At 58.9% G+C, this 23,223-nt stretch carries 18 protein-coding genes, 4 tRNA genes and 1 rRNA gene; all 23 read right to left on the reverse strand.

Going from position 1 to position 23,223, the window contains the following annotated elements; all coding sequences use genetic code 11:
- Window position 1 precedes the first annotated feature (1 nt).
- The 23 genes from rplW to rrf all read right to left on the reverse strand — a co-directional run bounded on the left by rplW (window position 2) and on the right by rrf (window position 23,218).
- On the reverse strand, window positions 2-316 hold the full coding sequence (gene rplW / locus GNZ13_RS45690; RefSeq protein WP_007180135.1) for a 50S ribosomal protein L23: 315 nt from the start codon (window positions 314-316) through the stop codon (window positions 2-4).
- Window positions 313-933, reverse strand: a complete 621-nt coding sequence (rplD, locus tag GNZ13_RS45695; protein ID WP_007180136.1) for a 50S ribosomal protein L4 — start codon at window positions 931-933, stop codon at window positions 313-315. The genes rplW and rplD overlap by 4 nt, the downstream gene beginning before the upstream one ends.
- A complete protein-coding gene (rplC, locus tag GNZ13_RS45700) occupies window positions 933-1,592 on the reverse strand; it encodes a 50S ribosomal protein L3 (RefSeq protein WP_007180137.1) in 660 nt (219 codons plus the stop codon). Before rplC ends, rplD begins: the two co-directional genes overlap by 1 nt.
- A gap of 201 nt (window positions 1,593-1,793) precedes the next feature.
- Window positions 1,794-2,105 (reverse strand): 30S ribosomal protein S10, encoded by a 312-nt coding sequence (gene rpsJ, locus GNZ13_RS45705; protein ID WP_006998489.1) that lies wholly within the window; start codon window positions 2,103-2,105, stop codon window positions 1,794-1,796.
- A gap of 126 nt (window positions 2,106-2,231) precedes the next feature.
- Entirely contained in the window at window positions 2,232-3,422 is a 1,191-nt protein-coding gene (gene tuf, locus GNZ13_RS45710) for an elongation factor Tu (RefSeq protein ID WP_063497539.1), read from the reverse strand.
- A 47-nt stretch (window positions 3,423-3,469) separates the two neighbouring features.
- On the reverse strand, window positions 3,470-5,572 hold the full coding sequence (gene fusA / locus GNZ13_RS45715; protein ID WP_172177406.1) for an elongation factor G: 2,103 nt from the start codon (window positions 5,570-5,572) through the stop codon (window positions 3,470-3,472).
- A 134-nt stretch (window positions 5,573-5,706) separates the two neighbouring features.
- Window positions 5,707-6,177, reverse strand: a complete 471-nt coding sequence (gene rpsG, locus GNZ13_RS45720) for a 30S ribosomal protein S7 (RefSeq protein ID WP_006053291.1) — start codon at window positions 6,175-6,177, stop codon at window positions 5,707-5,709.
- 180 nt (window positions 6,178-6,357) lie between these two features.
- Window positions 6,358-6,738 (reverse strand): 30S ribosomal protein S12, encoded by a 381-nt coding sequence (gene rpsL / locus GNZ13_RS45725; protein ID WP_006998493.1) that lies wholly within the window; start codon window positions 6,736-6,738, stop codon window positions 6,358-6,360.
- Between the two features lie 221 nt (window positions 6,739-6,959).
- Window positions 6,960-8,807 carry a DNA helicase RecQ gene (gene recQ / locus GNZ13_RS45730; RefSeq protein ID WP_172177408.1) on the reverse strand — a complete coding sequence of 616 codons (1,848 nt, stop codon included), beginning with the start codon at window positions 8,805-8,807 and terminating at the stop codon, window positions 6,960-6,962.
- A gap of 203 nt (window positions 8,808-9,010) precedes the next feature.
- The gene (rpoC, locus tag GNZ13_RS45735; protein WP_153137668.1) at window positions 9,011-13,249 is read right to left on the reverse strand and encodes a DNA-directed RNA polymerase subunit beta'; all 4,239 of its coding nucleotides are present in this window, start codon (window positions 13,247-13,249) and stop codon (window positions 9,011-9,013) included.
- Between the two features lie 21 nt (window positions 13,250-13,270).
- Complete coding sequence (gene rpoB, locus GNZ13_RS45740; RefSeq protein WP_120289159.1) at window positions 13,271-17,377, reverse strand: DNA-directed RNA polymerase subunit beta; 4,107 nt, start codon at window positions 17,375-17,377, stop codon at window positions 13,271-13,273.
- A gap of 370 nt (window positions 17,378-17,747) precedes the next feature.
- On the reverse strand, window positions 17,748-18,122 hold the full coding sequence (gene rplL / locus GNZ13_RS45745; protein ID WP_027803638.1) for a 50S ribosomal protein L7/L12: 375 nt from the start codon (window positions 18,120-18,122) through the stop codon (window positions 17,748-17,750).
- Between the two features lie 63 nt (window positions 18,123-18,185).
- Complete coding sequence (rplJ, locus tag GNZ13_RS45750) at window positions 18,186-18,689, reverse strand: 50S ribosomal protein L10 (RefSeq protein ID WP_054043370.1); 504 nt, start codon at window positions 18,687-18,689, stop codon at window positions 18,186-18,188.
- A gap of 302 nt (window positions 18,690-18,991) precedes the next feature.
- Complete coding sequence (gene rplA / locus GNZ13_RS45755) at window positions 18,992-19,690, reverse strand: 50S ribosomal protein L1 (RefSeq protein WP_035554727.1); 699 nt, start codon at window positions 19,688-19,690, stop codon at window positions 18,992-18,994.
- On the reverse strand, window positions 19,691-20,122 hold the full coding sequence (rplK, locus tag GNZ13_RS45760; protein WP_025496715.1) for a 50S ribosomal protein L11: 432 nt from the start codon (window positions 20,120-20,122) through the stop codon (window positions 19,691-19,693).
- Window positions 20,123-20,287: 165 nt separating this feature from the next.
- On the reverse strand, window positions 20,288-20,845 hold the full coding sequence (gene nusG, locus GNZ13_RS45765; protein WP_007180147.1) for a transcription termination/antitermination protein NusG: 558 nt from the start codon (window positions 20,843-20,845) through the stop codon (window positions 20,288-20,290).
- A gap of 1 nt (window position 20,846) precedes the next feature.
- Window positions 20,847-21,227 carry a preprotein translocase subunit SecE gene (gene secE / locus GNZ13_RS45770; RefSeq protein WP_046567533.1) on the reverse strand — a complete coding sequence of 127 codons (381 nt, stop codon included), beginning with the start codon at window positions 21,225-21,227 and terminating at the stop codon, window positions 20,847-20,849.
- Window positions 21,228-21,263: 36 nt separating this feature from the next.
- Window positions 21,264-21,339 (reverse strand) — tRNA-Trp (locus tag GNZ13_RS45775).
- 65 nt (window positions 21,340-21,404) lie between these two features.
- Window positions 21,405-22,595, reverse strand: coding sequence for an elongation factor Tu (tuf, locus tag GNZ13_RS45780; protein WP_063497539.1), 1,191 nt, complete (start codon window positions 22,593-22,595; stop codon window positions 21,405-21,407).
- A gap of 63 nt (window positions 22,596-22,658) precedes the next feature.
- A tRNA-Thr gene (locus tag GNZ13_RS45785) sits at window positions 22,659-22,733 on the reverse strand.
- A gap of 16 nt (window positions 22,734-22,749) precedes the next feature.
- Window positions 22,750-22,823, reverse strand: a tRNA-Gly gene (locus tag GNZ13_RS45790).
- 41 nt (window positions 22,824-22,864) lie between these two features.
- Window positions 22,865-22,950: transfer RNA gene (locus GNZ13_RS45795), tRNA-Tyr, on the reverse strand.
- A gap of 155 nt (window positions 22,951-23,105) precedes the next feature.
- A 5S ribosomal RNA gene (gene rrf / locus GNZ13_RS45800) occupies window positions 23,106-23,218 on the reverse strand.
- Between the last annotated feature and the right edge of the window lie 5 nt (window positions 23,219-23,223).

Here is a 23,223-nt window from a genome sequence, read left to right on the forward strand (position 1 = left end):
ATTACTTGGCCTCCGCTTCAAAGTTGATTTCCTGGCCGGGCTTCAGGCAGACGTACGCCTTCTTCACGTCCTTGCGCTTGCCCATGAAGCGGCCAAAGCGCTTGGCTTTGCCCTTCGAGACCAGCACGTTGACGGAATTGACTTCCACCTTGAACAGCAGCTCGACTGCAGCTTTCACTTCCTGCTTCGTGGCATCGGGCGCGACTTCGAACACAACTTGCTCGTTCTTGTCGGCCACCAGCGTCGCCTTTTCGGAGATCACCGGCGCGAGCAGGACCTGCATCAAACGATGATCGTTCTTGCGAATCTCGCTCATGACAGCAACTCCTCGATCTGGGCGACCGCAGCCTTCGTGATCAGGATCTTCTTGAAGTAGATCAGCGACAGCGGGTCGGCGTAACGCGGCTCGACAACTGCCACATGGGCGAGGTTGCGCGACGCGAGGTACAGGTTTTCGTCAACCGTGTCGGTAATCACCAGCACGGAGTCGAGACCCATCGCCTTGAATTTTTCGGCCAGCAGCTTCGTCTTCGGCGCTTCGAGCGTCAGCTCGTCGACCACCGAGATGCGGCCTTCGCGGGCCAGCTGCGAGAAGATCGAGCAGAGACCTGCGCGATGCATCTTCTTGTTGACCTTGTGCGAAAAGTTTTCTTCCGGCGAATTCGGGAAGATCCGGCCACCGCCGCGCCACAGCGGGCTCGACGACATACCGGCACGGGCGCGGCCCGTACCCTTCTGGCGCCACGGCTTCTTGGTCGTGTGCTTGACTTGCTCACGATCCTTCTGCGCGCGGTTGCCGCTACGGGCATTCGCTTGGTACGCCACCACGACCTGGTGAATCAGGGCTTCGTTGTAATCGCGACCGAACACTACGTCCGACGCGCTAACGCCTGCACCTTCCTGACCATTGGCATTCAGGAGCTTAAGTTCCATTATTTCGCTCCTTTCACGGCACGCGTCTTCACGGCCGGCGTAACGAATACCTTGCCACCCTTCGCACCCGGAACGGCGCCCTTGACCAGCAACAGCTTGCGGTCAGCGTCGATACGAGCGATTTCGAGGTTTTGCACGGTTACCGTATCGTCACCCATGTGACCGGTCATGCGCTTACCCGGGAAAACACGACCCGGATCCTGCGCCATACCGATCGAACCCGGCACGTTGTGCGAGCGCGAGTTACCGTGCGATGCACGGCCGGATGCGAAGTTGTAACGCTTGATGGTACCGGCGTAGCCCTTACCGATCGACACGCCTTGCACGTCGACCTTCTGGCCTACTTCGAACAGGTCGGGACCGACCACGGTGCCGTTCGACAACTCGGCAGCCTTGGCAGCATCGATCTGGAATTCTTTGAGGATTTCACCGGCTTGAACACCGGCTTTGGCGAGATGACCGGCCAACGGCTTCGTCACACGCGATGCACGGCGCGTACCGAATGCAACCTGCACGGCCGTGTAGCCATCGGTTTCAACAGTCTTGATCTGCGTCACGCGGTTGTCGGACACGTCCAGCACGGTAACGGGAATCGAATCCCCTTCTGCCGTGAAGATACGGGTCATGCCAACCTTGCGACCTACGAGTCCAAGGCTCATCGTTTTCTCCATTCCCGACTGCGATTGGTCGGGGCTAATTTACAAAATGCCGGTGCCGTTTCGGGCATGAATTCATGCTGCAGCACACCGACTTTTTTGCGCAAATGCGCGAAAAGCCTTGCATTATAGCGAGGCTTTTCGTTTTCCGCAAGCAATCAATGACTTAGCGTTGCCCGGCAAGCCGGACAACCTCTGGAAGCCTTATTGCAGCTTGATTTCCACGTCCACGCCAGCCGGCAGGTCCAGCTTCATCAGTGCGTCAACGGTCTTGTCCGTCGGATCGACGATGTCCATCAGGCGTTGGTGCGTACGGATTTCGAGCTGATCGCGCGACGTCTTGTTGACGTGCGGCGAACGCAGGATGTCGAAACGTTGAATGCGGGTCGGCAGGGGCACCGGACCACGAACGATTGCGCCAGTCCGCTTTGCCGTATCGACGATTTCAGCTGCCGATTGATCGATCAGACGATAGTCGAAAGCCTTCAGGCGAATGCGGATTTTCTGGTTCTGCATGACAATTCCTTGGAAAGAGCGAGGCGGTATTGCGCCGCCAGATAGTAAAAGAACGTAGAGCCGGGCGCCCGCTGTGGGCCGGCGCCCGGCTCCGGGCACCACTTACTGCAAGTTCAATCCGCGATTTTACTCGAGAATCTTAGCAACCACACCTGCGCCGACCGTACGGCCGCCTTCGCGAATTGCGAAGCGCAGACCTTCTTCCATCGCGATCGGGTTGATCAGCTTCACCGTGATCGACACGTTGTCGCCCGGCATGACCATTTCCTTGTCCTTCGGCAACTCGATCGAGCCCGTCACGTCCGTCGTACGGAAGTAGAACTGCGGACGATAGTTGTTGAAGAACGGCGTGTGGCGGCCACCTTCGTCCTTGCTCAGCACGTACACTTCAGCCGTGAAGTGCGTGTGCGGGTTGATCGAACCCGGCTTCGCCAGAACCTGGCCACGCTCCACGTCTTCACGCTTCGTGCCGCGCAGCAGGATACCCACGTTGTCGCCTGCCTGACCCTGGTCGAGCAGCTTGCGGAACATTTCCACGCCCGTGCAGGTCGTCTTCACCGTCGGCTTGATACCGACGATTTCGATTTCTTCGCCGACCTTCACGACGCCGCGCTCAACGCGACCCGTCACCACCGTGCCGCGACCCGAGATCGAGAACACGTCTTCCACCGGCATCAGGAACGCACCGTCAACTGCGCGCTCCGGCGTCGGGATGTACGTGTCCAGCGCGTCGGCCAGATTCATGATCGCCACTTCGCCCAGCTCGCCCGTGTCGCCTTCCAGCGCCAGCTTGGCCGAACCCTTGATGATCGGCGTGTCGTCGCCCGGGAAGTCGTACTTCGACAGAAGTTCGCGAACTTCCATCTCGACCAGTTCCAGCAGCTCGGCGTCGTCCACCATGTCGCACTTGTTCAGGAACACGATGATGTACGGAACGCCAACCTGACGCGCCAGCAGGATGTGCTCACGCGTTTGCGGCATCGGGCCGTCTGCAGCCGAGCACACCAGGATCGCGCCGTCCATCTGCGCTGCGCCCGTGATCATGTTCTTCACATAGTCAGCGTGGCCCGGGCAGTCGACGTGTGCGTAGTGGCGGTTAGCCGTTTCGTACTCGACGTGCGCCGTGTTGATCGTGATGCCACGTGCCTTTTCTTCCGGCGCCGCGTCGATCTGGTCGTATGCCTTTGCTTCGCCGCCAAACTTCTTGGTCAGCACCGTCGTGATCGCTGCCGTCAGCGTGGTCTTGCCGTGGTCAACGTGACCGATCGTGCCGACGTTCACGTGCGGCTTGGTCCGTTCGAATTTACCTTTAGCCATGTTTCTCTTCTTTCAAAAAGTTAATCGTTGAATGACTTGCCGCGCGATTACTTCGACTTGGCGTTGATGATCGCTTCCGACACGTTACGCGGTGCTTCGGAGTAGTGCTTGAACTCCATCGTGTACGTTGCACGACCCTGGGTCAGCGAACGCAGCGAGGTCGAGTAGCCGAACATTTCCGACAGCGGGACTTCGGCGCGAACGATCTTGCCGCCGCCAACCATGTCGTCCATGCCCTGAACGATGCCGCGACGACCCGACAGATCGCCCATCACGTTGCCCATGTAATCTTCAGGCGTTTCGACTTCCACAGCCATCATCGGTTCGAGGATGACCGGTTGAGCCTTGCGCATTGCTTCCTTGAACGCCATCGAACCGGCCATGCGAAACGCATTTTCGTTCGAGTCGACGTCGTGGTACGAACCGAACGTCAGGTGAACCTTCACGTCAACGACCGGGAAGCCTGCCAGCACGCCAGCCTTCAGCGTTTCCTGGATACCCTTGTCGACTGCCGGGATGTATTCACGCGGAATCACACCGCCCTTGATCTCGTCCAGGAACTCGTAGCCCTTGCCCTGCTCATTCGGCTCGAGCGTGATGACCGCGTGACCGTACTGGCCGCGACCACCCGACTGCTTGACGAACTTACCGTCAACGTCTTCCGCCTTGCCGCGGATCGTTTCACGATACGCCACTTGCGGCTTGCCGACGGTTGCTTCGACGCCGAATTCACGCTTCATCCGGTCGACCAGAATTTCCAGGTGGAGCTCGCCCATGCCCGAAATAATGGTTTGACCCGATTCTTCGTCCGTTTGAACGCGGAACGACGGATCTTCCTGAGCCAGACGGTTCAGGGCCAGACCCATCTTTTCCTGGTCCGGCTTCGTCTTCGGCTCAACAGCCTGCGAAATCACCGGCTCCGGGAAAATCATGCGTTCGAGCACGATCGGGTGCAGCGGATCGCACAGCGTGTCGCCCGTGGTTGCGTCTTTCAGGCCAACAGCCGCAGCGATGTCGCCTGCGTGCACTTCCTTGATTTCTTCACGCTGGTTTGCGTGCATCAGCAGAATACGACCCAGACGTTCCTTCTTGTCCTTGGTCGCATTCAGCAGCGTGTCACCCGACTTCGTCGTGCCGGAGTACACACGGAAGAAGATCAGCTGGCCGACAAACGGGTCGGTCATGATCTTGAATGCGAGGGACGAGAACTTCTCGTCGTCAGCTGCGCGACGCTCAGCCTTTTCACCGTTTTCGAGTTCGCCCGTAACCGGCGGAATGTCGATCGGCGACGGCAGGAAGTCGAGCACGGCGTCCAGCATGCGTTGCACGCCCTTGTTCTTGAACGCGGTACCGCAAAGCATCGGCTGAATTTCGCAAGCAATCGTACGGTCGCGCAGACCCTTGACGATTTCTGCCTCGGTCAACTCGCCTTCTTCGAGGTACTTGTTCATCAGGTCTTCGCTCGATTCAGCCGCAGCTTCGACCATCTTCTCGCGCCATTCGTTGCACGTGTCGACGAGTTCTGCCGGGATTTCTTCATACGAGAACTTGGTACCTTGGGACGCCTCGTCCCAAATGATCGCTTTCATCTTCAGCAGATCGACCACGCCCGTGAACGTTTCTTCTGCGCCGATAGGCACCACGACCGGAACCGGGTTCGCCTTCAGACGCAGCTTGAGCTGGTCGTAGACCTTGAAGAAGTTCGCGCCGGTACGGTCCATCTTGTTGATGAACGCGAGACGGGGAACCTTGTACTTGTTAGCCTGACGCCACACGGTTTCCGACTGGGGCTGCACGCCGCCCACTGCGCAATACACCATGCATGCGCCGTCGAGCACGCGCATCGAGCGCTCAACTTCAATCGTGAAGTCAACGTGGCCCGGGGTGTCGATGATGTTGATGCGGTGCTCAGCGCGGTCGCCGGCCATGCCTTTCCAGAATGCCGTGGTAGCAGCGGACGTGATCGTGATGCCGCGTTCCTGCTCCTGCTCCATCCAGTCCATGGTGGCAGCGCCGTCGTGAACTTCACCAATCTTGTGGTTCACGCCAGTGTAGAACAGGATGCGCTCGGTCGTCGTCGTTTTGCCGGCGTCGATGTGAGCGCTAATACCGATGTTACGGTAGCGCTCGATAGGTGTCTTGCGAGCCACTTTGATCCTCTATTGGGATGACGCGATGCGAGAAAATACCCATCGCGCTGTAACACAAACGGGCGAGGCGCTTTGTAAGCGCACCCGCCCGGAATTTCTTTCCGCTTTTTCTGCTAAACCCGGGTTCGGGAAGCTTAGAAACGGAAGTGCGAGAACGCCTTGTTGGCTTCTGCCATCCGGTGAACTTCGTCGCGCTTCTTCATCGCGCCGCCACGGCCTTCGGCCGCTTCGGAAAGTTCACCTGCCAGACGCAGGGCCATCGACTTCTCGCTGCGCTTCTTCGCGGCTTCACGCAACCAACGCATCGCCAATGCCATACGACGCGACGGACGCACTTCGACCGGAACCTGATAGTTCGCACCACCAACGCGGCGGCTCTTAACTTCGACCACCGGCTTGACGTTGTTGAGCGCTACCGTGAACACTTCCAGCGGGTCCTTGCCACCCTTGGTCTGGATCTGTTCGAAAGCGCCGTACACGATACGCTCAGCAACCGACTTCTTGCCGGAGAGCATCAGCACGTTCATGAACTTAGCTACATCTACGTTACCGAACTTCGGATCCGGCAACACTTCCCGCTTGGGGACTTCGCGACGACGCGGCATGTTTCTTCCTTTACTTTTCAGTTGGAGCTATTTTTAGCCCCGCGGCCACCAACTAACCCGATTCATCTCTAACGACTTACCAGCCTGGTCGGGTGACCACTTACTCGACAGCACCGGCGATTCCGGCACCACCGCTATTACCGCCTTGGCAGGCGACCTGAAACTACACTGACCAGCTAATTACTTGCCAGCCTTGGCACGCTTCGCACCGTACTTCGAGCGAGCCTGCTTACGATCCTTGACGCCCTGGGTATCCAGTGAGCCGCGAACCATGTGGTAACGCACACCCGGCAAGTCCTTAACACGACCGCCGCGAATCAGCACGACCGAGTGTTCCTGCAGGTTGTGGCCTTCACCACCGATGTACGAAATAACTTCGAAGCCGTTCGTCAGACGAACCTTGGCAACCTTACGCAGTGCCGAGTTAGGCTTCTTCGGCGTCGTGGTGTACACACGGGTGCACACGCCGCGACGCTGGGGGCAGTCCTGCAAAGCCGGGCTCTTGCTCTTCGTCGTTTCCGACGCGCGGCCTTTGCGAACCAGTTGATTGATGGTTGGCATTGTTTATTCCTGAAATTGAACAAAATCGACGCATCTGTTTCCGGGCAAAGCAGAAACGATTGCGCATCGAACTTCCGGACCGGGCTGTCAGCGCATGAATTGACTCTATGCGCAGGCATTCCAAGAACCGGAACCTAGCATAATATTCCGAAAATGCTAAGCGAGTCAACAGGTTGCAATGTTTCGCACGCCTGCCGACCGCAAACGGGGCTCGACGGCGCTCAGTCGGCGCCGACGACTTCCAGCAACTCGTCGCCAAAACGGTCGAGTTTGCGTGCACCCATGCCTGGAATACCGCGCAAGTCCTCGATTGAATCGGGGCCGTTGCGGGCGATTTCCGCCAGCGTGGCGTCGTGGAAGATGACGTAGGCAGGGACGCCGTCGCTCTTCGCCGTTTCGGTGCGCCACGCGCGCAGGCGCTCCCAACGGGCACGTTCGCGAGGCCCCATGCCAATCGTCGGGTCGGCGCGCTCGCTGGTGCGGCCGGATGACTGGCGGGTACGCGTCGGCTTCACGTAGCGGCGCATCGTCACGTTCTGCTCGCTCTTCAACACCGCTTTGGCAGCCTCGGTCAACACCAGCGAGCCGAAACCTTCGTGGTCGACGGTGAGGTAGCCAAATGCGACGAGTTGGCGAAAGATGGCGCGCCACTCCGGCTCGCCGAGCGCGGCCCCGATCCCAAAGGTGGTGAGCTTCTCGTGACCGCGCTGCTGGATTTTTTCGCTGCGGTTGCCACGCAGGATATCGATCAGGTGGCCGGCGCCAAAGTGAAACCCGCTCGCGCGCTGCGCGCGGAATACGCAGGACAGCGCCATCTGCGCTTCGCGCGTCGCGTCCCATGTGTCGGGCGGCTCGATGCAGTTGTCACAGTTGCCGCACGGCTTGCTCGATTCGCCGAAATACGCGAGCAGCCGCACCCGGCGGCAGGTCGCCGCTTCGCACAGCCCGAGTAGCGCATCGAGCTTGCCGGTCTGCACACGCTTATGCGCATCGTCGGCGTCGGACTCATCGATCATCTTGCGCTGCTGCACGACGTCGCCCAGACCGTACGCCATCCAGGCGTTCGCCGGCATGCCGTCGCGGCCTGCGCGCCCGGTTTCCTGGTAGTAACCTTCGACACTCTTCGGCAAATCAAGGTGCGCCACGAAGCGCACATCCGGCTTGTCGATTCCCATGCCGAACGCGATCGTCGCGCACATCACGATGCCCTCCTCGCGCTGAAACATCTCCTGATGCTTCTGGCGGATTTCGAAGTCCATGCCGGCGTGGTAAGGCAACGCGCGCATTCCTTTCTCTTTCAGCCACTCTGCCGTTTCTTCGACCTTGCGACGCGACAGGCAGTAGACAACACCGGCGTCGGTCGTGCCGTCCGGTTTCGAATGTTCGGCGCGAATGAAGTCGAGCAATTGCGTACGCGCATTGTCCTTTTCGACGATGCGATAGCGGATGTTCGGGCGATCGAAGCTGGATACGAAGATGCGCGCGTCATCGAGCGCGAGACGGTGGATGATTTCGTCGCGCGTGATCGCGTCGGCGGTTGCGGTGAGCGCAATGCGTGGCACGTTCGGAAAGCGCTCGTGCAGCACCGACAACTGAATGTATTCAGGACGGAAATCGTGACCCCATTGCGACACGCAGTGCGCTTCGTCGATGGCGAACAGCCCGATACGCGTGCGCTCGAGCAACTCCTGGAAACGAGGCGTCATCAACCGTTCCGGCGCCACATACAGCAGATCGATTTCGCCTTCACGCAGCGCGCGCTCGGTGGCCATCGCCTCCGCGCTCGACAGCGTCGAGTTCAGGTAAGCGGCACGCACGCCGACTTCCGTGAGTGCGGCGACCTGGTCCTGCATCAATGCGATCAGCGGGGACACCACGATCCCCGCTCCGCATCCCGCTTCGCGCCGCACCAGTGACGGAATCTGATAGCACAACGACTTGCCGCCGCCCGTCGGCATCAGCACGAGGCAATCGCCGCCGCCGGCAACGTGCTCGACAATTTCTCCCTGCTGTCCTCTGAACGCGGGGTAACCAAAGACTTCGTTGAGGATTTCGAGCGGACGGGACATGAATTTGAGAGAAGCAGCGTAATGCCGGTGACACGAATTTTACCAACGCATTCGTGCTGCGCCCGCGCTTTGCGACAACGTTAGCCGTTCGGCCGACGAATCCACAAAAAACGCACAAAAATGAGGCGCATAAAAAAGCCGCTCAGTCGAAACTGAGCGGCTTCGCTGGCTGGTGAGCCCCAAGCGGCTTGCGCCGCCGGGACTTACTCGCCTGAGTGCTGCTGTTCGGCGGCCGGGGTTTCCGGCGTACCGAATTCGAACGACTCTTCCGCTGCGATCTGATCGAAACGCTCGCGGTCGGACAGTTCCTTGCTCTTGCGTGCCTTGTGGAACGCGAGACCCGTACCAGCCGGAATCAGACGACCAACGATCACGTTTTCCTTCAGCCCGCGCAGATCGTCGCGCTTGCCCATGATCGCCGCTTCGGTCAGCACGCGAGTCGTTTCCTGGAACGACGCCGCGGAGATGAACGAATCGGTCGACAGCGATGCCTTCGTGATACCGAGCAGCACGTTGTCGTAGGTTGCCGGAATCTTGCCTTCCGCAGCCATCCGGTCGTTCTCGTCGAGCATATCCGAACGCTCGACCTGTTCGCCCATGATGAAGCGCGTGTCGCCGTTGTCGACGATCTGCACGCGGCGCAGCATCTGACGGACGATCACTTCAATGTGCTTGTCATTGATCTTCACGCCCTGCAGACGATACACGTCCTGCACTTCGTCCACGATGTAACGCGCCAGCGCTTCGACGCCCTGCAAACGCAGAATGTCGTGCGGATCAGCCGGCCCGTCGACAATCATTTCGCCCTTGTTGACGACCTGACCATCGTGCACCAGAACCTGCTTTTCCTTCGCGATCAGGAACTCGTGCTGATTGCCTTCGAGGTCCGTGATAACGAGACGCTGCTTGCCCTTCGTGTCCTTACCGAACGACGTCGTGCCCGTGACTTCCGCCAGAATGCCGGCGTCCTTCGGCGAGCGCGCTTCGAACAGTTCGGCCACACGCGGCAGACCACCGGTAATGTCACGCGTCTTCTGCGATTCAACCGGGATACGTGCCAGCACTTCGCCGACCTGCACTTGCTGACCGTCCTTCACGGTGATCAGAGCGCCGACCTGGAAGCCGATCTGCACCGAGTGCTCGGTGTTCGGGATCTTGACTTCTTCGCCGTTCGCGTCGAGCAGCTTGACCTGCGGACGCACCGTCTTCGACGCTTGCGAACCGCGGCGCTTCACGTCGATCACGACCAGCGTCGAGAGACCCGTCACATCGTCGATCTGCTTGGCAACCGTCACGCCTTCTTCGACGTTTTCGAACTTCACCGTACCACCGTACTCGGTGATGATCGGACGCGTCATCGGATCCCACGTCGCCAGTTGCGTGCCGGCCTTGATCTGCGCACCGTCCAGTTGCAACAGCGTCGCGCCGTACGGCACCTTGTGACGTTCACGCTCGCGGCCGTGGTCGTCGGTGATCATGGCTTCGCCCGAACGCGAGATGACGATCTGCTCGCCCTTCGCGTTGGTGACGTAACGCATCGTCGCCGTGAAACGCACCGTACCGTTCGACTTGGCTTCAACCGACGAAGCCACTGCTGCACGCGATGCTGCACCACCGATGTGGAACGTACGCATCGTGAGCTGCGTGCCCGGTTCACCGATCGACTGAGCAGCGATCACACCAACTGCCTCACCGACGTTGACCGACGAGCCACGACCCAGGTCGCGGCCATAGCAGGCTGCGCACAGACCGTAACGCGTTTCGCAAGTCAGCGGCGTACGCACGCGCACTTCGTCGATGCCGAGGCGTTCGATTTCTTCGACCGCGTCTTCGTCGAGCAACGTGCCCGTTTCGTACAGCGTTTCCTGCGATTCCGGATTGACGACGTCAGCCACCGTCACGCGACCCAGGATACGGTCACGCAGCGCTTCGACGACTTCACCGCCTTCGACCAACGCCTTCATGGCGACGCCGTTCGACGTACCGCAATCGTCCTCGACCACCACCAGATCCTGCGTCACGTCGACCAGACGACGCGTCAGGTAACCCGAGTTTGCCGTCTTCAGTGCCGTATCAGCCAGACCCTTACGTGCACCGTGGGTCGAGATGAAGTACTGCAACACGTTCAGGCCTTCACGGAAGTTCGCCGTAATCGGCGTCTCGATGATCGAGCCGTCCGGTTTCGCCATCAGACCGCGCATACCGGCCAACTGACGAATCTGAACCGCGGAACCACGAGCACCCGAGTCAGCCATCATGTAGATGGAGTTGAACGACTCTTGACGCGTTTCGTTGCCGTCGCGATCGACCACCGGTTCCGTCGACAGCTGTTCCATCATCGCCTTGCCGACCGCTTCCGACGTTGCCGACCAGATGTCGACCACGTTGTTGTAGCGTTCTTGCGACGTGACGAGACCCGACATGTACTGACGGTCGTATTCCTTCACCTTCTTCGCGGCGTCGCCGACGATCTGTTCCTTCTGCGGCGGCACGAGCATGTCGTCGACGCAGATCGAAATACCAGCGCGCGTTGCCAGACGGAAACCCGACTGCATCAACTGGTCGGCGAAAATCACCGTTTCACGCAGACCGCACTTGCGGAATGCGGTGTTGATCAGACGCGAGATTTCCTTCTTCTTCAGCGGCTTGTTCAGCACCGAGAACGGCAGGCCCGGCGGAAGAATTTCCGACAGGATTGCGCGGCCGACGGTCGTCGCGTACAGCGAGATCTTCGGCACGAACGCCGGCGCACCTTCCGACTTGTCTTCGTTGTGGACCATTTCCGTGATCCGCACGTTGACGCGCGAGGCCAGCTCGACTTCCTTGTTCTCGTAAGCACGCAGTGCTTCCGACACGCCGGTGAACGTCAGCCCTTCGCCCTTGGCGTTCACTGCTTCACGCGTCGCGTAGTACAGGCCGAGCACGATATCCTGCGACGGCACGATCGACGGATCGCCGTTGGCCGGGAACAGGATGTTGTTCGACGCCAGCATCAGCGTACGCGCTTCCATCTGCGCTTCGAGCGACAGCGGCACGTGCACAGCCATCTGGTCACCGTCGAAGTCGGCGTTGAACGCCGCGCAAACGAGCGGGTGCAGCTGGATAGCCTTACCTTCGATCAGCACCGGCTCGAAAGCCTGAATGCCAAGACGGTGCAGCGTCGGCGCACGGTTCAGCATGACCGGATGTTCGCGGATCACCTCTTCCAAGATGTCCCACACCACCGGCGTCTGGTTCTCGACTTCCTTCTTCGCTGCCTTGATGGTGGTAGCGACACCCATCACTTCGAGCTTGTTGAAGATGAACGGCTTGAACAGTTCGAGCGCCATCAGCTTCGGCAGACCGCACTGATGCAGCTTGAGCGTCGGGCCGACCACGATCACCGAACGGCCCGAGTAGTCAACACGCTTACCGAGCAAGTTCTGACGGAAACGACCGCCCTTACCCTTGATCATGTCAGCGAGCGACTTCAGCGGACGCTTGTTCGCGCCGGTCATTGCCTTACCGCGACGACCGTTGTCGAGCAGCGAATCGACGGCTTCCTGCAGCATCCGCTTTTCGTTGCGAACGATGATTTCAGGCGCCTTCAGTTCGAGCAGACGCTTCAACCGGTTGTTACGGTTGATCACGCGGCGATACAGGTCGTTCAGGTCAGACGTCGCGAAGCGGCCGCCATCCAGCGGCACCAGCGGACGCAGTTCCGGCGGCAGCACCGGCAGCACTTCGAGCACCATCCAGTCAGGCTTGATGCCCGAACGTTGGAAAGCCTCGAGCACCTTCAGACGCTTCGCGTACTTCTTGATCTTCGCTTCCGAACCCGTGTTCTTGAGTTCGGTGCGCAGCATCTCGACCTGCTCGTCGATGTTGATCGCGCGCAGCAGTTCGCGAACGCCTTCCGCGCCCATCTCGGCACGGAATTCGTCACCGTACTCTTCGACCTTGTTGTAGTAATCCTCTTCGGTCATGATCTGCCGCGCTTTCAGCGGCGTCATGCCCGGATCGATCACCACGTATGCTTCGAAGTACAGCACGCGTTCGATGTCGCGCAGCGTCATGTCGAGCACCATGCCCAGACGCGACGGCAGCGACTTCAGGAACCAGATGTGAGCGACCGGCGAGGCCAACTCAATGTGGCCCATCCGTTCGCGACGCACCTTCGCGAGCGTCACTTCGACGCCGCACTTTTCACAGATCACGCCACGATGCTTCAGGCGCTTGTACTTGCCGCAAAGGCATTCGTAGTCTTTGATCGGCCCGAAGATCTTCGCGCAGAACAAACCATCGCGTTCCGGCTTGAACGTCCGGTAGTTGATGGTTTCCGGCTTCTTGACTTCACCGAACGACCACGAACGGATCTTGTCTGGCGAGGCCAGACCGATCTTGATCGCGTCAAAAACTTCAGGCTGTTGGACTTGCTTGAATAGATCGAGCAGAGCTTTCATTGCTTTCTCTCCGTAGTCCGGTTAGTTGCGGTCGAGGTCGATGTCGATACCGAGCGAGCGGATTTCCTTCACGAGCACGTTGAAGGATTCCGGCATGCCGGCGTCGATCACGTGATCACCCTTGACCAGGTTCTCATACACCTTGGTCCGGCCCGCCACGTCATCCGACTTCACCGTCAGCATTTCTTGCAACACGTACGATGCGCCGTACGCTTCGAGCGCCCACACTTCCATTTCACCGAAACGCTGGCCACCAAACTGCGCCTTACCGCCCAACGGCTGCTGCGTCACGAGCGAGTACGGGCCCGTGGAACGCGCGTGCATCTTGTCGTCGACCAAGTGGTGCAGCTTCAGGTAATGCATGTAGCCGACAGTCACCGTACGTTCGAACATCTCACCCGTGCGGCCGTCATACAGACGCACCTGGTTCTTCGACGGCGTCATGCCGAGGTTCTTGGCGATGTCGTCCGGGAATGCCAGATCCAGCGCGCGCGACATTTCTTCTTCCGTCGCACCGTCGAACACTGGCGTGGCAAACGGAACGCCTTCGCGCAGGTTCTTCGCCAGTTCGACGATTTCGTCGTCCGTGAAGCTGTCCAGCTCTTCAGCACGGCCCGACTCGTTGTAGATCTTGGTCAGGAATTCGCGCAGTTCAGCGATCTTCGCCTGACGCTGCAGCATTTCGCCGATACGCCAGCCGAGACCCTTCGCGGCCCAACCCAGATGCACTTCGAGAACCTGACCCACGTTCATCCGCGACGGCACGCCGAGCGGATTGAGCACGACGTCAGCAGGACGGCCATCGGCCATGTACGGCATGTCTTCGATCGGAACGATCTTCGACACCACACCCTTGTTACCGTGACGGCCGGCCATCTTGTCGCCAGGCTGCAGACGACGCTTCACCGCCAGATACACCTTGACCATCTTCAGCACGCCCGGCGGCAGTTCGTCGCCTTGCGTGAGCTTCTTGCGTTTTTCTTCGAACGCCAGATCGAACTGGTGACGCTTCTGTTCGATCGAGTCCTTGATCGCTTCGAGCTGTGCCGCTGCTTCTTCGTCCGCGAGGCGGATGTCGAACCAGTGGTAGTGGTCGAGATCTTCCAGGTAAGCCTGTTCGATCTTCGTACCCTTCGCGAGCTTCTTCGGACCGCCGTTCGCGACCTTGCCAGTCAACATACGTGCGAGACGCTGGAATGCATCGCCTTCCACGATACGCAGCTGGTCGTTCAGGTCGAGGCGATAGCGCTTCAGTTCATCGTCGATGATCTGTTGCGCACGCTTGTCGCGCTGAATGCCTTCACGCGTGAACACTTGAACGTCAATCACCGTGCCGCTCATGCCCGACGGCACGCGCAGCGACGTGTCCTTCACGTCCGAAGCCTTCTCACCGAAGATCGCGCGCAGCAGCTTTTCTTCCGGCGTCAGCTGGGTCTCGCCCTTCGGCGTGACCTTACCGACCAGCACGTCGCCTGCTTCGACTTCAGCGCCGATGTAGACGATGCCCGACTCGTCGAGACGGCCGAGTTGCACTTCAGCCAGGTTCGAGATGTCGCGCGTGATTTCTTCCGGTCCGAGCTTCGTATCGCGAGCTACGACGTTCAGTTCTTCGATGTGGATCGACGTGTAACGATCGTCAGCAACCACCTTCTCCGAGATCAAGATCGAATCTTCGAAGTTGTAGCCGTTCCACGGCATGAACGCGACCAGCATGTTCTGGCCGAGAGCCAGTTCGCCGAGGTCGGTCGATGCACCGTCAGCCAGCACGTCGCCACGCGACACGATATCGCCGACCTTCACGATCGGGCGCTGGTTGATGTTCGTGTTCTGGTTCGAACGCGTGTACTTGATCAGGTTGTAGATGTCCACGCCGACGTCGCCAGCAACGGCTTCATCGTCGTTCACGCGGATCACCATACGGCCTGCGTCGACATAATCGACCACACCACCACGGAATGCCTGAACCGTCGTACCCGAGTCGACTGCCACGGTGCGTTCGATACCCGTACCGACCACGGCCTTTTCAGGACGCAGACACGGCACAGCCTGACGCTGCATGTTCGAACCCATCAATGCGCGGTTCGCGTCATCGTGCTCGAGGAACGGAATCAGAGATGCTGCCACCGAGACAATCTGCGACGGCGCCACGTCCATGTACTGGATGCGGTCCGGCGTAACCATCAGCGTTTCGCCTGCTTCACGCGACGACACCAGTTCGTCGGTCAGCGAGCCATCAGCAGCCACCGCCGCGTTCGCCTGAGCGATCACGTAACGGCCTTCTTCGATCGCCGACAGATAGTCGATCTGATCGGTCACCTTGCTGTCCACCACCTTGCGATACGGCGTTTCGAGGAAGCCGTATTCGTTCAGGTGCGCGTACAGTGCGAGCGAGTTGATCAGGCCGATGTTCGGACCTTCCGGCGTTTCAATCGGGCACACACGGCCGTAGTGGGTCGGGTGCACGTCGCGGACTTCAAAGCCAGCGCGCTCACGCGTCAAACCGCCCGGGCCAAGTGCCGAAACACGGCGCTTGTGGGTGATTTCCGACAGCGGGTTGGTCTGGTCCATAAACTGCGACAGCTGCGACGAACCGAAGAACTCGCGAATCGCCGACGAAATCGGCTTCGAGTTGATCAGGTCGTGCGGCATCAGGTTTTCGCTTTCGGCCTGGCCGAGGCGTTCCTTCACAGCACGTTCGACACGCACGAGACCTGCGCGGAACTGGTTTTCCGCCAGTTCGCCGACGCAACGCACACGACGATTGCCCAAGTGGTCGATGTCGTCCACTTCGCCCTTGCCGTTACGCAGCTCGACCAGGATCTTGATCGTGGCGAGGATGTCGTCGTCTTGCAGCGTCATCGGGCCGACGATTTCGTCGCGACCCACGCGACGATTGAACTTCATACGGCCCACCTTGGACAGGTCGTATGCATCTTCGCTGTAGAACAAGCGGTTGAACAGCGCCTCGACCGCTTCTTCGGTCGGCGGTTCGCCCGGGCGCATCATGCGGTAGATCGCGATGCGAGCGGCCATCTTGTCCGCGGTTTCGTCGATACGTAGCGTCGACGAAATGTACGGACCTTGATCCAGATCGTTCGTATAGAGCGTCTGGATGTCTTTGATCTTCGATTCGCGGAGCTTTTCGAGGACGGTTTCGGTGATTTCGTCGTTCGCGTTAGCGATGACTTCACCCGTGTCGCCGTCGACGACATTCTTCGCCAGCACGCGACCGAGCAGATAGTCTTCCGGCACCGAGATGAACTTCGTCTTCGCGTTGTCGAGATCGCGAATGTGCTTGGCGTTGATCCGCTTGTCCTTCTGGACGATCACGTTGCCATCACGATCCGAAATGTCGAAACGTGCGACTTCACCACGCAGACGCTCCGGCACGAATTCCATCTGCGCGCCTTCCGGCATCAGCGTGAAATTGTCGAACACGAAGAAGTTCGCGAGGATCTGTTCCGGCGTCAGGCCAATAGCCTTCAGCAGGATCGTGACCGGCATCTTGCGACGTCGGTCGACGCGGAAGTACAGCACGTCCTTCGGATCGAACTCGAAGTCGAGCCACGAACCGCGGTAAGGAATGATGCGCGCCGAGAACAGGAGCTTGCCCGAGCTGTGCGTTTTGCCCTTGTCGTGTTCGAAGAACACGCCCGGCGAACGATGCAACTGCGAAACGATCACTCGTTCCGTGCCGTTGATGACGAACGAACCCGTCGGCGTCATGAGCGGAATTTCGCCCATGTACACTTCCTGTTCCTTCACTTCCTTGACGACCGGCTTGCTCGGCGATTCCTTGTCGAGCAGCACCAGACGCACTTTCGCGCGCAGTGCGGAGCAGTACGTCAAACCGCGCTGCTGACATTCCTTGATGTTGAATGCCGGCGGCGACAGCATGTAGCTGACGAACTCTAGACGAGCGAACCCGTTATGCGAAACAATCGGAAAAACGGACGTGAACGCAGCCTGCAGGCCTTCCGGCTTGCGTTGCGTGGATGACGTGTCTGCTTGCAGAAACGTGCTGAATGATTCAAGCTGGGTAGCCAGCAGGAAAGGTACTTGGTGAACGATGGGGCGCTTCGCAAAACTCTTGCGAATGCGCTTCTTCTCGGTGAAGGAATATTGCATACGATCTCCGAATCACGGCGGGCATTGTTGTCGAGGTAGGATACCTTGATGAGACAACCCGAGTGTTCACCGACTGAGACCCGATGGCCGTCCGATGGCTTGAACGAGCCTAGAAGCTTGGTGGTTGGCCGCTACCAACCGCTGGCTGACGGCAGCGGATGCCTGTGTTGCCCGCTACCCGACCAAACTTGCCTTCTGCAGTCGCTTCAGAAGACAAAGAGAAACGCCGGTCAATATTACCGATAGACGATTCTCTTTGGCTTCTGGGGCTCCTGTTCTTGCCGAAACCGGCTGGCAAAAACGTGGCCCCCAACAAGCACAAAAAGGCCGGCGGTGGAAAACCGCCAGCCTTCGCACAACGCGCCGAAACTTACTTGATTTCAGCCTTCGCGCCGGCTTCTTCCAGCTTCTTCTTGGCTTCTTCAGCAGCAGCCTTCGGTACCGCTTCCTTAACAGGCTTCGGTGCACCGTCGACCAGGTCCTTCGCTTCCTTCAGGCCGAGACCCGTCAGTTCGCGAACAGCCTTAATGACCGAAACCTTGTTCGCGCCGACTTCCGTCAGGTTGACCGTGAATTCGGTTTGCTCTTCAGCAGCAGCAGCAGCGCCGCCGCCTGCCGGGCCTGCCACTGCAACAGCAGCTGCCGACACGCCAAACTTTTCTTCGAACGCCTTGACCAGCTCGTTCAGTTCCAGAACCGACATCGAGCTTACTGCCTCGAGGATGTCATCTTTTGCGATTGCCATTTGAAATACTCCTAAATTGAATTCGGATACAGCCAGCGATCAATCACGCTCGACTGAAGTGCGTTACGCAGCGGCTTCTTCGCCTTGTTTCTTTTCTGCCAGCGCGGCCAGGGCGCGCGCAAAGCCGGAAACAGGTGCTTGCATAACGTACAACAGCTTGGAGAGCAGTTCTTCGCGGCTCGGGATGTTTGCCAGCGCTTGCACGCCAGCCTTGTCCATCACCTTGCCTTCGTAGGAACCAGCCTTGATGATCAACTTGTCATTGCTCTTGCCGAAGTCGTTGACGACCTTAGCAGCGGCAATGGCATCTTCCGAGATGCCGTAGATCAGGGGACCGGTCATCTGCTCTGCCAAAGAAGCAAACGGGGTACCTTCGACAGCGCGACGCGCCAGCGTGTTTTTCAACACGCGAAGGTAAACCTGTTGCTCACGCGCTTTCGCGCGCAGCTTGGTCAGATCGCCAACCGTGATCCCACGATACTCAGCCAGAACCACGGTCTGGGCTTTCGCGACTTGCGCGGCAACCTCAGCGACGACGGCCTGCTTGCTTTCTTTATTGAGTGGCACGGTTAACCTCCAGATTCGATACACGCAGCGTGCGCCTTGTGTACCGCGTTCAATAACGGCGTCCGACCAGTCAGGAGTATTTCGACCGCCCAACACCCACATTGCTGTGGAGATCGAACGGTTTCATCACTACAAAACCTTTTCGGGTTCGCCATCTGCGTTGGCTTTGCATTAAGGGTTCGCCTACCTGCTGCGTTCCCGCCAACGGTCTTTGACAACCGGTCGCTCGATGCAGACTGCCATCTTGCGACCGCCCAAAGCCCATAAAACCGCCCCGACTCACATCGAGGCGATGAAATTTATTACTGTGCTGCGATCGATGCCTGGTCGACGCGAACGCCAACACCCATCGTGCTCGACAGCGCAACCTTACGAAGGTACACACCCTTGCTCGTTGCCGGCTTCGCCTTTTGCAGCGCGTCGACCAGAGCGTTCAGGTTGCTACGCAGAGCAGTCGGCTCGAACGAAGCACGGCCAATCGTGGCGTGGATGATACCGGCCTTGTCGACACGGAATTGCACCTGACCAGCCTTGGCGTTCTTGACCGCGGTTGCGACGTCCGGCGTAACCGTGCCAACCTTCGGGTTCGGCATCAGGCCGCGCGGGCCGAGGATCTGACCGAGCGTACCGACAACGCGCATCGTGTCCGGCGAAGCAATCACGATGTCGAAGTCCAGCTTGCCGGCCTTGACTTGTTCAGCCAGGTCTTCCATACCGACGATTTCTGCGCCGGCTGCACGAGCTTGCTCAGCCTTTTCGCCTTGTGCGAACACGGCCACGCGAACCGACTTACCGGTACCAGCCGGCAGGACAACCGAACCGCGAACCACTTGGTCCGACTTCTTCGCGTCGATGCCGAGTTGCACTGCAACGTCGATCGACTCGTCGAACTTCGCGCTTGCGCATTCCTTCACGAGCGACAGAGCTTCGTCGATCGCGTACAGCTTTTGACGATCAACCTTGGCTGCAAATGCCTGCAGACGCTTTGAAAGCTTAGCCATTTACACGCCCTCCACGGTGATGCCCATCGAGCGGGCGCTACCAGCGATCGTTCGAACCGCTGCGTCCAGATCAGCTGCCGTCAGATCGGGCATCTTGGTCTTGGCGATGTCTTCAGCTTGAGCGCGGGTGATCTTGCCGACCTTGTCGGTATGCGGCTTGGCCGAACCCTTGTCGATCTTCGCTGCCTTCTTGATCAGAACCGTAGCCGGCGGCGTCTTCAGAACGAACGTGAAGCTCTTGTCCGCGAACGCGGTGATCACGACCGGAATCGGCAGACCCGGTTCCATAGCTTGAGTCTGCGCGTTGAACGCCTTGCAGAACTCCATGATGTTCAGGCCGCGTTGGCCCAGTGCCGGACCGACCGGCGGCGACGGGTTGGCTTTACCTGCAGGAATCTGCAGCTTGATAAAGCCGATGATTTTCTTTGCCATTTTGAAAACCTCTTAGGAACGCCGCCCTAGTGCAAGCGGACATTCAGTGAGTAGTAGCGCGCGTTCGCCGAAAAACAGACTACTTACGCTCCTCAACGGCCATTACGCGGACCGTAAGCGCGAAATACGGAACGCACCGACCGGTGCGCCCCGTAGAATTCTGGATTACAACTTTTCGACCTGGCCGAATTCCAGCTCGACCGGCGTTGCGCGGCCGAAGATTGTAACGGAAACACGGACGCGCGACTTTTCGTAGTTCACTTCTTCGACGCTGCCGTTGAAATCCGTGAACGGACCGTCCTTCACCCGCACCATCTCGCCTACTTCGAACAGGGTCTTCGGACGCGGCTTTTCCACGCCTTCCTGCATTTGCGACATGATCTTCTCGACTTCCCGCGGGGAAATCGGGCTCGGACGATTACGCGCACCGCCTACGAAACCCGTCACCTTTGCCGTGTTCTTCACGAGGTGCCACGTTTCGTCTGTCATTTCCATTTCCACAAGGACGTAGCCCGGGAAGAAACGACGCTCGGTCACCGATTTGTGACCGCCTTTCACCTCGACCACTTCTTCAGTCGGAACGAGGATTTGACCAAACTGGTCTTGCATGCCAGCACGTTCGATGCGCTCTTGAAGCGCACGTTGCACGCTCTTCTCCATGCCGGAGTAGGCGTGCACCACGTACCAACGTTTGCCGCTCGGGGATGCCGGAGTATCGCTCATATCATTTCCAACCCAGAATCACCGAGAAAATCGCCCATTCTATGGATTTATCGCTAATCCAAAGAAAGATCGCCATGACGAACACGAAGCCGAACACTACGAGCGTTGTCTGGGTGGCCTCTTTACGAGTCGGCCAAACAACCTTGCGAACTTCTTTGTACGAGTCTTTGGCGAAAGCGATGAAACCCTTGCCAGGCGCGGAGAGAAGACCGACTGCAACACCCGCGATAGCGCCAACAGCCAAGGCAGCTCCGCGGACGTACCATTCCTGGCCGCTGAGCCAGAAGAACCCCACGAACCCGGCCAAGACCAACAATACGCCCGCGACGAGCATCAGCTTGTCGCCGGATGTATTTACAGTTTCGACGGAAGGATTCGCCATAACACCTTAACGAAGCGCCATATACGGCGCGAGAGTTGGCAGGGGCAGAGGGAATCGAACCCCCAACCTTCGGTTTTGGAGACCGACGCTCTGCCAGTTGAGCTATACCCCTAAACCATTTTGGGGTTGACGACACCGCCAACCCCGAAACTACCGATCAACGAGAACTTTCTGGCGTTACTCGAGGATCTTAGCAACCACACCTGCGCCGACCGTACGGCCGCCTTCGCGAATTGCGAAGCGCAGACCTTCTTCCATCGCGATCGGGTTGATCAGCTTCACCGTGATCGACACGTTGTCGCCCGGCATGACCATTTCCTTGTCCTTCGGCAACTCGATCGAGCCCGTCACGTCCGTCGTACGGAAGTAGAACTGCGGACGATAGTTGTTGAAGAACGGCGTGTGGCGGCCACCTTCGTCCTTGCTCAGCACGTACACTTCAGCCGTGAAGTGCGTGTGCGGGTTGATCGAACCCGGCTTCGCCAGAACCTGGCCACGCTCCACGTCTTCACGCTTCGTGCCGCGCAGCAGGATACCCACGTTGTCGCCTGCCTGACCCTGGTCGAGCAGCTTGCGGAACATTTCCACGCCCGTGCAGGTCGTCTTCACCGTCGGCTTGATACCGACGATTTCGATTTCTTCGCCGACCTTCACGACGCCGCGCTCAACGCGACCCGTCACCACCGTGCCGCGACCCGAGATCGAGAACACGTCTTCCACCGGCATCAGGAACGCACCGTCAACTGCGCGCTCCGGCGTCGGGATGTACGTGTCCAGCGCGTCGGCCAGATTCATGATCGCCACTTCGCCCAGCTCGCCCGTGTCGCCTTCCAGCGCCAGCTTGGCCGAACCCTTGATGATCGGCGTGTCGTCGCCCGGGAAGTCGTACTTCGACAGAAGTTCGCGAACTTCCATCTCGACCAGTTCCAGCAGCTCGGCGTCGTCCACCATGTCGCACTTGTTCAGGAACACGATGATGTACGGAACGCCAACCTGACGCGCCAGCAGGATGTGCTCACGCGTTTGCGGCATCGGGCCGTCTGCAGCCGAGCACACCAGGATCGCGCCGTCCATCTGCGCTGCGCCCGTGATCATGTTCTTCACATAGTCAGCGTGGCCCGGGCAGTCGACGTGTGCGTAGTGGCGGTTAGCCGTTTCGTACTCGACGTGCGCCGTGTTGATCGTGATGCCACGTGCCTTTTCTTCCGGCGCCGCGTCGATCTGGTCGTATGCCTTTGCTTCGCCGCCAAACTTCTTGGTCAGCACCGTCGTGATCGCTGCCGTCAGCGTGGTCTTGCCGTGGTCAACGTGACCGATCGTGCCGACGTTCACGTGCGGCTTGGTCCGCTCAAACTTACCCTTGGCCATTTTCGACTCCTAAGAGGATTTATCCGTACGTTGCGCCGCGCGCAAACAATCACCGAGTACTTCTGGTGCCCATGGGCAGGATCGAACTGCCGACCTCTCCCTTACCAAGGGAGTGCTCTACCACTGAGCCACATGGGCGCTACTTCTTTGTTACTGGAGCGGGTGAAGGGAATCGAACCCTCGTCGTAAGCTTGGAAGGCTTCTGCTCTACCATTGAGCTACACCCGCAAGGATCCATGGATTCCCAACTACTGCTACAGCTTGCATTCTGGTGGAGGAGGTTGGATTCGAACCAACGTAGGCGTAAGCCAACAGATTTACAGTCTGCCCCCTTTAGCCACTCGGGCACCCCTCCGCAGAGAACTGATGATTATGAGGGAACAACCGCTTGCTGTCAAGGCTTGCTTGACTGTCCCAAACTCATAGCTCTCACTTATATAGCGATTCCAATGCCGCCGTAAACGCAGAAACCCCACCTTTTCGGGGTGGGGTTTCTGGTCTTGCTGGGGAGCCTGACGATTACCTACTTTCACACGGGAATCCGCACTATCATCGGCGTGGAGTCGTTTCACGGTCCTGTTCGGGATGGGAAGGGGTGGGACCGACTCGCTATGGTCATCAGGCATGA

Origin of the sequence: Paraburkholderia elongata (assembly GCF_013177735.1) — a bacterium.
Classification (GTDB): domain Bacteria; phylum Pseudomonadota; class Gammaproteobacteria; order Burkholderiales; family Burkholderiaceae; genus Paraburkholderia; species Paraburkholderia elongata.